General features: G+C 72.0%; 12 protein-coding genes. 10 read left to right on the top strand and 2 right to left on the bottom strand.

Features of this window, described 5'->3' with window-relative positions; genetic code table 11:
- Positions 1-37: 37 nt before the first annotated feature.
- The 9 genes from FHG89_RS09645 to FHG89_RS09605 all read left to right on the top strand — a co-directional run bounded on the left by FHG89_RS09645 (position 38) and on the right by FHG89_RS09605 (position 12097).
- Positions 38-865: an ABC transporter permease gene (locus FHG89_RS09645; protein WP_139584026.1), complete on the top strand. Its 828-nt coding sequence runs from the start codon at positions 38-40 to the stop codon at positions 863-865.
- The gene (locus tag FHG89_RS09640; protein ID WP_139584025.1) at positions 865-1611 is read left to right on the top strand and encodes an ABC transporter ATP-binding protein; all 747 of its coding nucleotides are present in this window, start codon (positions 865-867) and stop codon (positions 1609-1611) included. The genes FHG89_RS09645 and FHG89_RS09640 overlap by 1 nt, the downstream gene beginning before the upstream one ends.
- A complete protein-coding gene (locus FHG89_RS09635) occupies positions 1608-3572 on the top strand; it encodes a DUF5941 domain-containing protein (RefSeq protein ID WP_139584024.1) in 1965 nt (654 codons plus the stop codon). The genes FHG89_RS09640 and FHG89_RS09635 overlap by 4 nt, the downstream gene beginning before the upstream one ends.
- Before the next feature lie 15 nt (positions 3573-3587).
- Positions 3588-5798, top strand: a complete 2211-nt coding sequence (locus FHG89_RS09630) for a bifunctional glycosyltransferase/CDP-glycerol:glycerophosphate glycerophosphotransferase (protein ID WP_139584023.1) — start codon at positions 3588-3590, stop codon at positions 5796-5798.
- Between the two features lie 80 nt (positions 5799-5878).
- A complete protein-coding gene (locus tag FHG89_RS09625) occupies positions 5879-7231 on the top strand; it encodes an ABC transporter ATP-binding protein (RefSeq protein ID WP_377599993.1) in 1353 nt (450 codons plus the stop codon).
- Between the two features lie 92 nt (positions 7232-7323).
- Complete coding sequence (locus tag FHG89_RS09620; protein ID WP_139584022.1) at positions 7324-8328, top strand: hypothetical protein; 1005 nt, start codon at positions 7324-7326, stop codon at positions 8326-8328.
- 63 nt (positions 8329-8391) lie between these two features.
- Positions 8392-8856 carry a DUF4442 domain-containing protein gene (locus FHG89_RS09615; protein ID WP_139584021.1) on the top strand — a complete coding sequence of 155 codons (465 nt, stop codon included), beginning with the start codon at positions 8392-8394 and terminating at the stop codon, positions 8854-8856.
- A 59-nt stretch (positions 8857-8915) separates the two neighbouring features.
- The gene (locus FHG89_RS09610; protein ID WP_139584020.1) at positions 8916-9728 is read left to right on the top strand and encodes an HAD family hydrolase; all 813 of its coding nucleotides are present in this window, start codon (positions 8916-8918) and stop codon (positions 9726-9728) included.
- The gene (locus tag FHG89_RS09605) at positions 9725-12097 is read left to right on the top strand and encodes a glycoside hydrolase family 65 protein (protein WP_139584019.1); all 2373 of its coding nucleotides are present in this window, start codon (positions 9725-9727) and stop codon (positions 12095-12097) included. The genes FHG89_RS09610 and FHG89_RS09605 overlap by 4 nt, the downstream gene beginning before the upstream one ends.
- A 47-nt stretch (positions 12098-12144) precedes the next feature.
- Here FHG89_RS09605 and FHG89_RS09600 read toward each other — a convergent pair whose 3' ends face one another.
- Positions 12145-12324: a hypothetical protein gene (locus FHG89_RS09600; RefSeq protein WP_139584018.1), complete on the bottom strand. Its 180-nt coding sequence runs from the start codon at positions 12322-12324 to the stop codon at positions 12145-12147.
- 160 nt (positions 12325-12484) lie between these two features.
- On the opposite strand from FHG89_RS09600, the gene FHG89_RS09595 reads away from it, so the two are divergent.
- Positions 12485-13138 (top strand): dienelactone hydrolase family protein, encoded by a 654-nt coding sequence (locus FHG89_RS09595; protein ID WP_139584017.1) that lies wholly within the window; start codon positions 12485-12487, stop codon positions 13136-13138.
- Here the strand turns inward: FHG89_RS09595 and FHG89_RS09590 are convergent.
- Positions 13128-14285, bottom strand: coding sequence for an AI-2E family transporter (locus FHG89_RS09590; protein WP_139584016.1), 1158 nt, complete (start codon positions 14283-14285; stop codon positions 13128-13130). The two genes, FHG89_RS09595 and FHG89_RS09590, sit on opposite strands and share 11 nt — an antisense overlap.
- Positions 14286-14385 lie beyond the last annotated feature (100 nt).

Genomic DNA, 14385 nt, shown 5'->3' with positions numbered 1-14385 from the left:
TAACCTGTCGTCCGTTTCGGGAGGCGGGAGGCTCGCGGTGACCTCTGGCGTCGCGGCGTTGTGGTCGCACCGCAACTCGCTGCGCATCCTGGTCAGGCGGGACCTGGCGGTCAAGTACCAGCAGTCGGTGCTTGGCTACTTCTGGTCGCTGATCGAGCCGCTCGGCATGGGCGCCATCTACTGGTTCGTGTTCGGGGTGCTCTACTCCCGGGACACCGGTCGGCACCTCGGTGAGGCGGCCGGGTCGTATCCGCTGTTCCTGATCACCGGGATCTTCGCCTGGATGTGGACCAGTTCGGCGTTGAGTGAGGCCACCAACGCGCTGACCGGCCAGTCCCGGCTGATCACCACGATGAACGTGCCGCGTCAGGTCTTCCCGATCGGCCGGGTCACCGGCCGGTTCGCCGAGTACGCGGCCGGCCTGCCGATCCTGGTCGCCGTCGCGGTGATCTACGCGGTGCACGGCCGGATCCACCCCGGCTGGTCGTTGCTGGCGCTGCCGTTGGCGGTGGCAGTGCAGGGTGTGCTGCTGGTCGGGCTCGCCCTGCTGCTGTCCGCGTGGAACGTGCTGATGCGCGACGTGGAACGGCTCATGCGGCTGATCATCCGGGTGCTCTTCTACGCCACGCCGATCATCTATCCGCTCAGCCTGGTCCGCGAGTCCGGTCTGCCGGGCTGGCTGAAGCTCGTGTACGAGCTGAACCCGCTGGTCGGGATCTTCCAGCTGCACCACGCGATCTGGTATCCGGACGAGTTCCCGGACGCCCGGCTGCTAGCCACCACGATCGTCGGCAGCCTGCTGGTGCTGGCCGCCGGCTGGTGGTCGTTCCGCCGGTTGGAGCCAGCCGTGCTCAAGGAACTCTGATGGCCGCGCCGATCATCGAGGCCGACGGGCTCGGCATCCGGTTCGTCCGTAACCGTCGCCGGCAGCTGCGGCTGCGGGAGCTGTTCATCCACCGCGGTGGGCGCGGTGCCCTGCCGGGCCAGTTCTGGCCGCTGCGCGACGTGTCGTTCACCGTCGAGCCGGGCGAGACCGTCGGGGTGATCGGCCGCAACGGGACCGGCAAGAGCACCCTGCTGCGGCTGATCGCCGGGGTGCTCATCCCGGACGAGGGCGGCATCCGGGTGCACGGCGCGGTGGCGCCACTGCTGGAGCTGTCCGCCGGCTTCTCCAACGACCTGACCGGCCGGGAGAACCTGCACCTGGTCGGTGGGTTGCACGGCCTGTCGGCGGGCTACCTGAAGCGGCACTTCGACGAGATCGTCGAGTTCGCCGGTGAGCAGGTGGAACGGGCCATCGACACGTCGGTGCGGCACTACTCGTCCGGGATGAAGGTACGGCTCGGCTTCGCGATCATCTCGCACCTGCCGCATCCGATCCTGCTGATGGACGAGGTGACGGCGGTCGGGGACGCGGAGTTCCGCAAGAAGTGTTACGCGACGATTGATCGTCTGCTCGGGGAGGGGCGCACGCTCGTGCTGGTGTCACACAACGAAAAGGACCTGACCCGGTTCTGCCGTCGGGGGTTGTACCTCGACGCGGGCCGGCTGACGCTCGACGGCACCATCGCCGAGGCGCTCGACGCGTACCACGCCGCGGTCCCGCGGTGACGCTCGCGATCGTGCTCGCCGCCGGGACGCCCGCGGCGGGCCTGACCACCGCGACCGGTGAGCCGCTGGCCGACCGGCTCGCCGACCAGTTGCGCCGGGCCGGGGCGGACGAGGTGCGCTTCGCGGCGACCCTCGACGAGCTGGCCGCGCTGGCCGACGCCGCCACCGGTCCGCTGCTGATCACCGGCACCGACCTGGTGGCGCACACCGCCGTCCTGCGGCACCTCGCCACCAGCCCGGTCGGGCCGACCGTGGCGTTGGTGCTGACCGACCCGCCGGTGCCCGGGCGTACCGCGGTGCGCGAGGAGCGCGGTCAGGTCGTCGACGCCGGCCCGCTGGACGCCCTCGACGGCGACGCCACAGGTGTGTTCGGCGGCGCGCTGCGCGTCGGCGTCGACGACCGACCGACACTGGCCGCAGCCGCCCGGGCCGCCGCCGTGGCCGGCCCCGGGTCCGCCGTGGACCGGCTCTTCGCGGGGCTCGCGGCGCTCGGCACCCTGATCTTCGCCCAGCGGGTACGTCTGCTCGTCGCGCACCGCGTCGACGACGACGCCGGTCTGGTCGCCGCCGAGGCCGCGGTGACCGCTGTCGACGAGGACCGGGCCGAGTTGCGGCTGTCGGTGAAGGAGAAGGACGACTTCTTCTCCACGTACTTCGTCAGCACCTGGTCGCCGTACCTGGTCCGGGTGGCGGCCCGGCTGCGGCTCACCCCGACCGGCGTGACAGTGATCTCGGTGCTGTTCGCGCTGGCCGCCGCCGTGCTGTTCGGCGTCGGCGGGCGGCTGGCGCTGGTCAGCGGTGCGGTGCTGCTCTACCTCGGCTTCGTGCTGGACTGCGTGGACGGCCAGTTGGCCCGCTACACCCGGAACTTCAGCGCCTGGGGCGGCTGGCTGGACACCATGGCCGACCGGGCGAAGGAGTACCTGGTCTACGCCGGTCTCGGCTTCGGGGTGAGTCACGCCGGGTTGGGCAACGGCTGGGCGCTGGCGATCGCCGCGATGACGTTGCAGACCGTCCGGCACATGACCGACACCTGGTACGGGGTGCTGCACGACGAGGCGGCCCGCCGGCCCCGGCCGACGGCGGGTGTCAGCGGCGGGATCGGTGACCGGTTGAACGCCGCGTCGACCCGGGTGCAGGCCGACACCGGCTCGCTGTCGTACTGGCTGAAGCGGACAGTGGTCTTTCCGATCGGTGAGCGGTGGGCGTTGATCGCGCTGACCGTGGCGCTGTTCAACCCGCTGGTCAGCCTCATCGCGGTGCTGGTCTGGGGGGCGTTGGCGTTCGCGTACACCGGTGCGCTGCGCACGCTGCGGGCCCGCTGGATGTGGGTGCCGGTGCTGGACACGGTCGACGCCACCCTGCACCGCGACGACGGTCCGCTGGTCCGCCGGCTGCCGGTGGTCCGCCCGATGGGGCCGCTCACCCTGTCGGTGATCGCCGCGCTCGGCCCGGCGGCGCTGCTGGTCGCGGCGCTGTGGAGCGACACACCCGACGGGCTGCGCTGGGCGGTGCCGGTGGCGCTGCTGGTGCTCCTGGCCGGCGGCCTCGGTGCCGGGGCCGCGCACAACGGCCCGCTGGACTGGCTGGTGCCGGCGGCGTTGCGGGCCGCCGAGTACCTGTTCGCGATCGCGGTCGGGGTGGTCGGGGACGCGCCGGGTTGGCTGATCTTCGGGTACGTCTTCGTGCTCACCGTGCACCACTACGACCTGACCGCCCGGCTGGAGAAGCGGCAGGCGGCGCCGCCCCTGCACGCGGCCACCCTGGGCTGGGACGGTCGTTCGGTGCTGCTGACCCTCGTGGCGATTGCCGGCATCGTGAGTATCGGCATGGCTACACTCGGTGCGTACCTTCTCGTGGTTTTCGTGGCGAGCGTCGTCCTGGCCTGGTTCGTCCGGCCGTCCCGTGGCGCGCGGGCGTCGGCCGCGCCGGTGGGCGCGGGAGGTGCCGTGCCGCGCTGACGGAGGGACGGCCGGATGACCCTGATCAGTTTCGTCGTACCGGCCTTCCGGGTGCAGGGCTATCTGCGTGAGTGCCTGGATTCGATCCTCGGCCAGCCGGAGACGGACGTCGAGGTGATCGCCGTCGACGACTGCTCGCCGGACGCCAGCGGCGAGATCATCGACGAGTACGCGGCCCGTGACCAGCGGGTCCGCTCGGTCCGGCTGTCGGAGAACATCGGTCTCGGTCCGGCCCGCAACGTCGGGCTGGACCGGGCCGTCGGCGAGTACGTCTGGTTTCTCGACGGCGACGACTGGCTGGCGCCGGAGTGCCTGCCGGCGGTCGCCGAGCGGTTGCGGGCCACCAGCCCCGACGTGCTGCTTGTCGACCACGTCCGCGCCCACTGGAACGACACAGTCACCCGCAGCGCGATGGCCGAGGTGTTCCCGCAGTCGCCCGGCGCGCACACCTTCCGGCTGCGGGACCGGCCGGAGGCGATGCGCCTGCTGCACACCGCGTGGAACCGGCTGGTCCGTCGGGAGTTCCTGGTCGACCTGGGTCTGCGCTTCGCGCCGGGCTGGTACGAGGACGTGTCGTTCAGCTATCCGGTGCTGATGGCGGCACGGCGGATCGGCGTACTCGACCAGGTGTGTGTCAACTACCGGCAGCGCCGCGCCGGCGCGATCACCCGGACCCGAGGCGACCGGCACTTCGAGGTGTTTCCGCAGTGGCACCGGGTGTTCCACCTGATGGATGAGTGGGGGCCGGCGACGGACGCCCTGCGGCCGGCGGTCTTCGAGCGGATGATCTGGCACTACCTGACGGTGCTCGGCAACGGCCAGCGCATCGCGCCGGAACTGCGGCCGGCGTTCTTCGCGCAGATCACCGCCGACTACGCGCGCTGGCTGCCGGACGGCGGCTACCCGGTGCCGGACGGGGTGGAGGGGATCAAGCACCGGCTGGTCGCCGCCGGCCGGTGGCGGACGTTCAGCGCGCTGCGGGCCGCCAGCCGGGCCCGGGACACCGCCCGCCGGCAGACCCGTACCGTGCGACGGCGGGTCGGCCCGGCGGCCCGGCGTGGCGCCCGGCTGACCCGCGACGGCCTGCTGCGCGAGTACTACCGGGCGGAACTGCGCCGGCCGGTCGACCCGACGCTCGCCGTGTACGCGGCCTACTGGTTCCGGGGATACTCCTGCAACCCGGCGGCGATCTACGAGGTGGCCCGGCGGCTGGCCCCCGAGGTTCGGGGTGTGTGGATCGTGCGCCGCGACCGGGTGGACGCCGTGCCGGCGGGGGTGGAGTACGTGGTCGCGGGCACCCCGGCCTACTACCGGGTGCTGGCCCGAGCCCGGTGGCTGATCAACAACGTGAACTACCCGGACTTCGTCCGTAAGCGGCCGGAGCAGGTGCACGTACAGACCCACCACGGCACGCCGGTGAAGGTGATGGGGCTCGACCAGCAGCGCTACCCGATCGGCGCGGGCCGGATGGACTTCGCCGGGCTGCTGCGCCGGGTGGACCGGTGGGACTACAGCGTCAGCTCGAACAGCTTCTCCACGCAGATGTGGGACCGGGCGTACCCGGCCACCTACACCACACTGGAGGTGGGCTACCCGCGCAACGACCGGCTGGTCACCGCCGACCCGGACGAGGTGCGCCGGCTGCGCGCCGACTTCGGTCTCGCCCCCGACGAGCAGGTGGTGCTGTACGCCCCGACACACCGCGAGCACCTGCCCGGCTACCGGCCGCCGTTCGATCCGGACCGGTTCGTCGACGCGCTGGGAGGGTCGGGCCGGCTGCTGATGCGCAGCCACTACTTCGACGACCGGGACCGCCGCCCCGGGCGGTCGGTGGACCGTGACCGGGTCCGCGACGTCAGCGGTCACCAGCGGGTGGAGGATCTCTACCTGGTGGCCGACGTGCTGGTCACCGACTACTCCTCGGCGATGTTCGACTATGCGGTGCTGGATCGGCCGATCGTGCTGTACACACCGGACTGGGACGCGTACCGGCTGGCCCGGGGCGTCTACTTAGACGTGACGGCGGAGCCTCCGGGCGCGGTGGCCACCACGTTCACCGGCCTGCTGGACCTGTTCCGTACCGACGCGGTGCGCTCGGACGCGGCGAGCAAGGCCCGCGCCCAGTTCCGGGGCCGATTCTGCACCCTGGACGACGGGCACGCGGCGGAGCGGGTGGTGCGCCGCGTGTTCCTGGGGGAGCCGGCCGGGCGTTCGTCGCACTGCTGATCACGCGTCGCGCTGCGTACTGTCGTGTAATGGCAGCGTCATAGGTCGAACATGAGACGTTTACCCGATGTGCTGATCGGATGATCCTGGTCACAGTCTTGTGGGGTTCGGCCGACGAGCTGGGGGAGGAGACGGTGAGCACCGTCGCGCTCAAGGATGTCACCAAGATATTCAAGGACGGCACGGTGGCCGTCGACAGCATCAACCTGGACGTGAACGACGGCGAGTTCATGGTGCTGCTCGGCCCGTCGGGATGTGGGAAGTCCACGGTGCTGCGGATGATCGCCGGCCTGGAGGATCCGACCCAGGGGGCGGTCCTGCTCGACGGAGAACTCGCCAACGACCTGCCGCCGCGGGACCGGAAGATCGCCATGGTGTTCCAGGACTTCGCGCTCTACCCGCACATGACCGTCGGCGACAACATCGCCTTCCCGCTGCGGCTGTCCGGCGTCGAGCCGGAGCCCCGCGGGGAGCGGGTCAGCGACGTGGCCAGCGCGCTGGGCATCGGCGACGTGCTGGCCCGCAAGCCCGGGCAGCTCTCCGGCGGGCAGCGGCAGCGGGTCGCCATGGGCCGGGCGATCGTCCGCCGACCCGGGTTGTTCCTGATGGACGAGCCCCTGTCCAACCTGGACAGCGGCCTGCGCGCCGAGTTACGCGCCGAGATCTCCGGCCTCACCCGGGAGCTGGGCGTCACCACCGTCTACGTCACCCACGACCAGGCCGAGGCGCTCACCATGGCCGACCGGGTGGCCATCATGCGCCGCGGCGTGCTCCAGGACGTGGGCACACCGACACAGGTGTACGGGCGCCCCGCGACGCTCTACGTGGCCGCCTTCCTGGGCAGCCCCCGGATGAACCTGCTGGAGGCGTCGGTCTACGTCCACCTCGACCGGTACGTCACGCTCAACCTCGGCGAACAGTCGCTCTACCTGCCCTGGAACGACATCCGCAGCCGGGCGGTGGCGCACTACCACGGCGAGCGGATCGTCGTCGGCATGCGAGCCGAGGCGCTCACCCCGGTCAGCCCGGACAGCCCCGGTGACGTGCTGCACGGCCGCATCCGCTATCTGGAGCACCACGGCCACGAGTCGCTCGCGTTCCTCGACATCGGCGCGACCGCGATCATGGTCGACGAGATGGGCGCTCCGCTGGACCCGCCGCCCGTGGGCCAGCGGGGCCTGCGCAGGTTCGGCTCCGTGATGCAGCGGCTCACCGGCAAGCCGGTGGAACCGGTCGAGGCGCCGACCGGCGGCAACCGGACGAGCGTCCTGCCCGACCCGGGTCGGCACCACAGGCGTCCGGCGGAGCTGGCGGTGCGGTTGGCGCCGTACCCGGCGGTCACCGCCGGCCACCAGCTCGCGGTCTCGGTTCGAATGGACGCGCTGCACTTCTTCGACGAGCGTGGAGCACGGATCGACGTTGGTTGGCGCTGACGACGCGCCGTGTCGGGGTGGCGGCGGCACCCGCCGGTGTCCTACCGTCTGCGCACCCAGTCCACAGTGAGACCACCGAGAGGGGTGCACCCGTGTCGGGTGACCGTCCCAGTCCGCTCGTCATCGAGCGCATCCTGCGCGACCGGCAGGGCATCTGGCAGCAGATCGTCGCCGAGGGCGACCTGAACGCACTGACCGGCCGGATGCTGGCCAGCTCCGCCATCGCGCTCGCCTGCTACGGGGCGGTGCTGGGCGCGTTCCACAGCCCGCTCATGGCGCTGACCTCCGCTCTCAAGCTGCCACTGCTGTTCCTGGTCACGCTGGCCATCTGCCTGCCCACGCTCTACCTGTTCAACCTGGTCTTCGGCGCTCGGCTCTCGGTCCGTCAGTCACTGGCCCTGGTGATGGTGGCCATCACGGTCACCTCGATGCTCGCGGTGGCGTTCGCGCCGATCAGTCTCTTCTTCCTGATCACCGCGCCCGACTACGGGTTCTTCAAGCTGCTCAACGTGGCGATCCTGACCCTGTCGGCGCTGGTCGGGCTGCGCTTCCTCACCGGTGGGATGCAGGTGCTCAACGACCACGGCCTGCTCGCGCCGGAGGCCGCCACCGCGAAGGCCCCGGCGCAGGCTACGGCGCAGGCCCCGGCCCAGGTCGCGCCGGCCGCGGGCTCGACGCCGGCTGACGCGCCGGCCGCCGGGCAGAGTGCCGAGCCGGTCGCCGAACCCGTCGCCGTGCCGGCTGGCGCGGCAGTGGCCGCCGCGAACGGCGCCACCGCCGTCGCACCGGCGCCGGTTCCGGCGCAGTGGACCGGGCAGCCGGCGACCGCGGCCTTCCCGCCCGGCATGATGCCGCCCGGCTACGCGCCCGCCCAGCGCCCGTGGGGCAGCCCGCAGGTGCGGCGCGCCGAGCCGACGCAGCGACCGGCCAGCATGACGCTGCTCTACATCTGGATCCTGCTCTTCGGCTTCGTCGGCACCCAACTGGCGTGGACCCTGCGCCCGTTCTTCGGCGACCCGGGTCAGGATTTCGCCTTCTTCCGCAGCATCGACGGCAACTTCTACGCCGAGATCCTGCGGACGATCGCGAACCTCTGACCCCGGACGGAGCGGGGGAGGTCCTGGTTGCCCTGCCTGGTTACCGGCGAGTAACGTCAGGTCATGACCATCGACTCCCGCCAGGTGGCGGCCGGAATGCTCGAGGCGGTGCCCTTCGCCCGGACCCTCGGCATCGAATTCGTCGAGGTGGCACCCGAGGCGGAGGGCGGGGTGCGGGCCGTCGTCCGCCTCCCCGACTCGCCGGCCACCCACAACCACGTCGGCGGCCCGCACGCCGGCGCCATGTTCACGCTCGGTGAGACGGCCTCCGGCACGGTCGTGCTGGCCGCCTTCGGGCACTTGCTGGACCGTGCCGTGCCGCTCGCCGTCCACGCCGACATCGACTACCGCAAGCTCGCCATGGGCCCGGTGCTGGCCACCGCGCGCCTCGCCCGCCCGGCGCTCGAGGTGATCGACGAACTGGAGGCCGGTCGGCGACCCGAGTTCGGCGTCGAGGTGGAGATCGCCACCGAGGACGGCAGGACCACCGCGACGATGACCGTGATCTGGACGCTGCGTCCGAACTGAGCCGCGACCGGCCAGCGGAAACGGGTTTGCGGGCCCGCCCGGCTGGTTAGATTCGTACCGTGCTGGGCCTACCTGCTCATGTGACCGCCTGTCTCTTCGATCTGGACGGTGTGCTGACGCAGACCGCCCTGGTGCACAACGCCGCCTGGACGCAGACGTTCGACGAGTTCCTCCAGCAGCGCGCCACCGCCACCGGTGAACCCTTCCAACCGTTCGACCCCGGCCCGGACTACAACCGCTACGTCGACGGCCGGCCCAGGGCGGACGGCGTCCGGGCGTTCCTCGCCTCCCGCGGGATCGTGCTGCCCGAGGGCAGCCCCGACGACCCGCCGAGCGCCGACACGGTCAACGGCGTGGGCAACCGCAAGAACGTCCTGCTGCTGGAGCGCCTGCGCAGCGCCGGAGTCGAGGTGTACCCGGGTTCGGTGCGCTACCTGAAGGCGGCGGCCGACGCCGGCCTGCGGCGAGCAGTGGTGACCGCCAGTGCCAACGGGCGGGAGGTGGTCGCCGCCGCCGGGCTGGAGCCACTGCTGGAGGCACGGGTCGATGGGCTGGTGGCCCGGGCGCAGGGGCTGCGCGGCAAACCGCAGCCGGACAGCTTCCTCGCCGGTGCCCGGCTGCTCGGTGTCGACCCGACGCGGGCCGCCGTCTTCGAGGACGCGCTGTCCGGGGTCGCGGCCGGTCGGGCCGGCGGCTTCGGCTACGTGGTGGGTGTCGACCGGGTCGGCCAGGCCGACGAACTGCTCGCCCACGGCGCCGACATCGTGGTCAAGGACCTTGCCGACCTGCTCGACGCGGACGACCCGCCGGCGCCGCGCCGGGCCACCGACGGGGCAGCCCGGCACGCGACCGGAGAGCGGGGCCCCGCGTGATCCGGGAACGGGCCTATCCCGTCGAACAGTGGCACGTCCGGGAAACCCGACTCGACATGGACGTGCTGGCCCAGTCCGAGTCGGTCTTCGCGCTCTCCAACGGTCACGTGGGGCTGCGCGGCAACCTCGACGAGGGCGAGCCGCACGGCCTGCCCGGCACGTACCTCAACTCGTTCTACGAGCTTCGCCCCCTGCCGTACGCGGAGGCCGGCTACGGCTTCCCCGAGTCCGGGCAGACCATCGTCAACGTCACAAACGGCAAGCTGATCCGGCTGCTCGTCAACGACGAACCGCTCGACGTGCGCTACGGCGAGCTGATCTCCCACGAACGGGTCCTGGACATGCGGGCCGGCACCCTGCACCGGGAACTGCACTGGCGCTCGCCCGCCGGCCGGGAGGTCAAGGTCCGCAGCACCCGGCTGGTGTCGTTCACCCAGCGGTCGGTCGCCGCCATCAGCTACGAGGTGGAGGCCGTCGACGGCCCACTGCGGCTGATCGTGCAGTCCGAGCTGGTCGCCAACGAGTCGCTGCCCGCGCAGAGCAAGGACCCCCGGGTCGCGGCGGTCCTGGAGTCGCCGTTGCAGGCCGAGGAGGAGCTGACCACCCCCGACGGCGGTCAGCTGATCCACCGCACCAAGGTCTCCGGGCTGCGGGTCGCCGCGGCGATGGAACACGAGGTGCACGGCCCCGAGCACACCACGATCGAATCCGAGGGGTACGAGAACTGGGTCCGTACCACACTCGGCTGCGTGCTCAAACCCGGTGAAAAGCTGCGGGTGGTCAAGTACCTGACGTACGGCTGGTCGAGCCGACGCTCGCTGCCCGCGCTACGCGACCAGGTCGGCGCGGCGCTGGCCGCGGCCAAGCTGGACGGCTGGGAGGGGCTCTGCCGGGAGCAGCGCGGCTACCTCGACGACTTCTGGGATGCCGCGGACGTGCGGGTCGACGGGGACCCGGAGGTGCAGCAGGCCGTCCGGTTCGGCCTCTTCCACGTTCTCCAGGCCGGCGCCCGGGCCGAACGGCGGCCCATCTCGGCGAAGGGACTGACCGGCCCCGGGTACGACGGGCACGCCTTCTGGGACACCGAGATGTTCGTCCTGCCGGTGCTCACGTACACCCAGCCGAGCGCGGTCCGTAACGCATTGCACTGGCGGCACAGCACGCTCGACAGCGCGCGGGAACGGGCCGCGACCCTCAACCTCAAGGGCGCCGCGTTCCCGTGGCGGACCATCGAGGGTCCGGAGTCCTCCGGGTACTGGCCGGCGGGAACGGCCGCCTTCCACATCGCCGCCGACATCGCCGACGCATTGCGCCGCTACGTGCTGGTCACCGGGGACACCGCGCTGGAACGGGAGATCGGGCTGGAGCTGCTGGTGGAGACCGCCCGGTTGTGGCGTTCGCTCGGCCACCACGACCGGCACGGGCAGTTCCACATCGACGGGGTGACCGGCCCGGACGAGTACACCGCCGTCAAGAACGACAACGTCTACACCAACCTGATGGCGCAGCGGAACCTGCTCGCCGCCGCCGACGTGGTGATGCGCTACCGGGACGACGCCGCCCACCTCGGGGTCAACGACGAGGAGGCGGCGAGCTGGCGGGACGCCGCCGCCTCCATGCACGTCCCGTACGACGACGAGATCGGCGTCCACCAGCAGGTCGAGGGGTTCACCCGGCTCGAGGAGTGGGACTTCGCCCACACACCCGCGGAGAAGTACCCGCTGCTGCTGCACTACCCGTACTTCGACCTGTACCGCAAGCAGGTGGTCAAGCAGGCCGACCTGGTGCTGGCCATGCACTGGCGGGGGGACGCGTTCACCCCCGAGGAGAAGATGCGCAACTTCCTCTACTACGAGCGGCGGACCGTGCGGGACTCGTCGCTCTCGGCCTGCACCCAGGCGGTGCTCGCCGCCGAGGTCGGCCATCCCGAGCTGGCGCACATCTACCTGCGCGAGGCCGCGCTGATGGACCTGCACGACCTCAACGAGAACACCCGCGACGGCGTGCACATGGCCTCGCTGGCGGGCGCGTGGCTCGCCCTGGTCGGCGGACTCGGCGGTCTGCGGGACCACGACGGTCGGCTGTCGTTCGCGCCCCGGCTCTCCAGTCGCCTGAGCCGGCTGGAGTTCTCCCTCCAGTGGCGTGGACTGGCGCTGCGGGTGGACGTCCGGCCGCACCAGACGACGTACTCGCTGCGCCACGGCGGTCCGGACGACGTGGTCGAGCTGCGGCACCACGACCAGGTGCTGCGGGTGACCTGCGACGAGCCGGTGACCGTGCCGGTGCCGCCGGCCGAACCGTCCGGGCCGCCACCGGAGCACCCACCGGGCCGGTCGCCGCTGCTCCGGCTGCCCGAGCACAAGGACTGAACGGCCGGGGCGGGATCGTCTCCCGCCCCGGCCGCCGTGCGCCTGGGTCAGATGGGCTCGCCGGTGGACGGGCGCCCGATCGCGTCCCGGGGCGCCATCGCCTTGGGGTCGTCGGGAAGGCGGGCCGAAGCGGCCCGGTCCCCGAAGTCCTGGTTGCGTTCGGCGTCCTGTTCCCGCCTCTTCCGCTCGTCCATCTGCTGCTGTCGGGACGGCTGCTGCTGGGCCATGGCGATCCTCGCGATCCGTCGGGGCGCGGTTGCGCCGACACGGTCTGCGGTCGCTCGTCGCGTACCCGAGGCCCCACCGGGCAAACGCGGCCACCACCGACGTGCGTGCGTTGCGGCGGGCGGGGTACCCGGGCCGCAGGCGAGCATCCGGAGGTGGGGTATGGACGAGCAGCGCAGCACGGTGATGGTGCCGGTGGGGGACGTCGCGCTCCCCGCCGACCTGACGGTGCCCGCGCGGCCGGTCGGCGTGGTGCTGTTCGCGCACGGCAGCGGCAGCTCCCGGCACAGCCCGCGCAACGTGGCGGTGGCCCGGACGCTGAACGACCGTGGGCTCGGCACCGTGCTGGCGGACCTGCTCACCCCGACCGAGGACGAGGTGGACGCGCGCACCGCCGAACTGCGGTTCGACATCGGGCTGTTGGCGAGCCGCCTCGCCGGGATCGTCGACTGGCTCGCGGTGGAGCGGCCCGCCGGTGACGTACCGATCGGCCTGTTCGGCGCCAGCACGGGCGCCGCCGCCGCCCTGGTCGCGGCGTCGACGCGCGCCGACCGGGTGGGCGCCGTCGTCAGCCGCGGCGGCCGGCCCGACCTGGCCGGCGCCGCGCTGCCCCAGGTGCGTACGCCCACGCTGCTGCTGGTCGGCGGCTTGGACGAGGAGGTGATCGCGCTGAACGAGCAGGCGTTGGCCGAGCTGGGGGACGTCGGCGAGCTGCGGGTGGTCCCGGGCGCCACCCACCTCTTCGAGGAGCCCGGGACCCTCGACCAGGTCGCCGAGCAGGCCGGCGCCTGGTTCACCAGCCACCTCAGCCGGTGAGCAGACCGTTCGCGGCGGACCTGCGTCGTTGAACTGTGTCGATGACGCGCCAGAGCACGGCGGTGATCGGGACGCTGACGAAGGCGCCGGCGATACCCGCGATCAACGTGCCGGCCGTGACCGCCACCAGGATCACCGCCGGATGCAGCCGGACCTGCCGCTTCATCACCAGCGGCTCCAACAGGTTGCCCTCGATCTGCTGCACGGCGATCACGGCGGCGAGGGTGAGCAGCGCGGTGGTCGGCCCGTTCGCCGCCAACGCCACCAGCACCGCCACCGCACCCGCGACGGTCGCCCCGATGATGGGTACGAAACCGCCGAGGAAGGTGATCAACGCCAGTGGCAGGGCGAGCGGCACCCGCAGCAGCACCAGGGCCAGGCCGATGCCGATCGCGTCGATGGCGGCGATCAGCATCGTTCCCCGGCTGTACGCGCCGAGCGTCTGCCAGCCCGCCCGACCGGCCTCGGTCGCCACCGACCGGTTCGGACCGGACACCCGCGACAGCACCCAGTGCCACATCGACCGGCCGTCCTTGAGCAGGAAGAAGAGCAGCACCAGGGCGAGCAGCGCGGAGCCGACCACCTCGCTGGCGGTCCGGGCACCCGCCACCGGGTCCGGGGAACTGCCGCTGAAGCCCTGCCGGGCCTGCTCGACCAGCCGGTCCAGTTGGGCGTCGGTGACCGGCAGGGTCGAGGTGACGAAGTCCCGGCTGCGTTCGAGCCCCTGGGTCAGCTCCTGACTGAGCTGGTCGAACTGGCTGGCGGTCAGGTTCCACACCAGCGCGCCCAGCCCGACCAGGACGCCGAGCAGCAGCAGCACCGTGAGCAGCGCGGCCAGCGCCGCCGGCAGCCGCAGCCGACGCAGCAGGAGCAGCACCGGGTCGAGCAGCGCGGTGAGGAAGACGGTGGCGGCCAACGCGATGGCCAGCGGCGCCAGCAGTACGGCGATCCGGCCCACCAGGTAGAGCCCGGCGACGACCACCACCAGGCAGGCGCTCCACAGCACCGCGGTCCGGACCAGCCACGGCAGCGCCGCCCACGCCTGGCGCGGTCCCGTGTCGCCGTTCGTGGGCGTCGCGCCGGTGCCCGTCCTCGGCGCGGTGCCCTGTGTCGGCGCGGTGTCCGTCCCGGCTTCGTCTGCCGCCATGTCGGCCCTCCTCGATCTCGCGAGGTCGGTACCCGCCCAGCCGTGCGCCGACACCCGAATCGCCCGACGCCGGGCCGGTCGTCCGCGCGGATCGTACGCC

The organism is Micromonospora orduensis (genome assembly GCF_006228125.1).
GTDB classification, from domain to species: Bacteria; Actinomycetota; Actinomycetes; order Mycobacteriales; family Micromonosporaceae; genus Micromonospora; species Micromonospora orduensis.
Note: the sequence above shows the minus strand (reverse complement) of the source record. Positions and strands in the feature narration are given on the sequence as shown.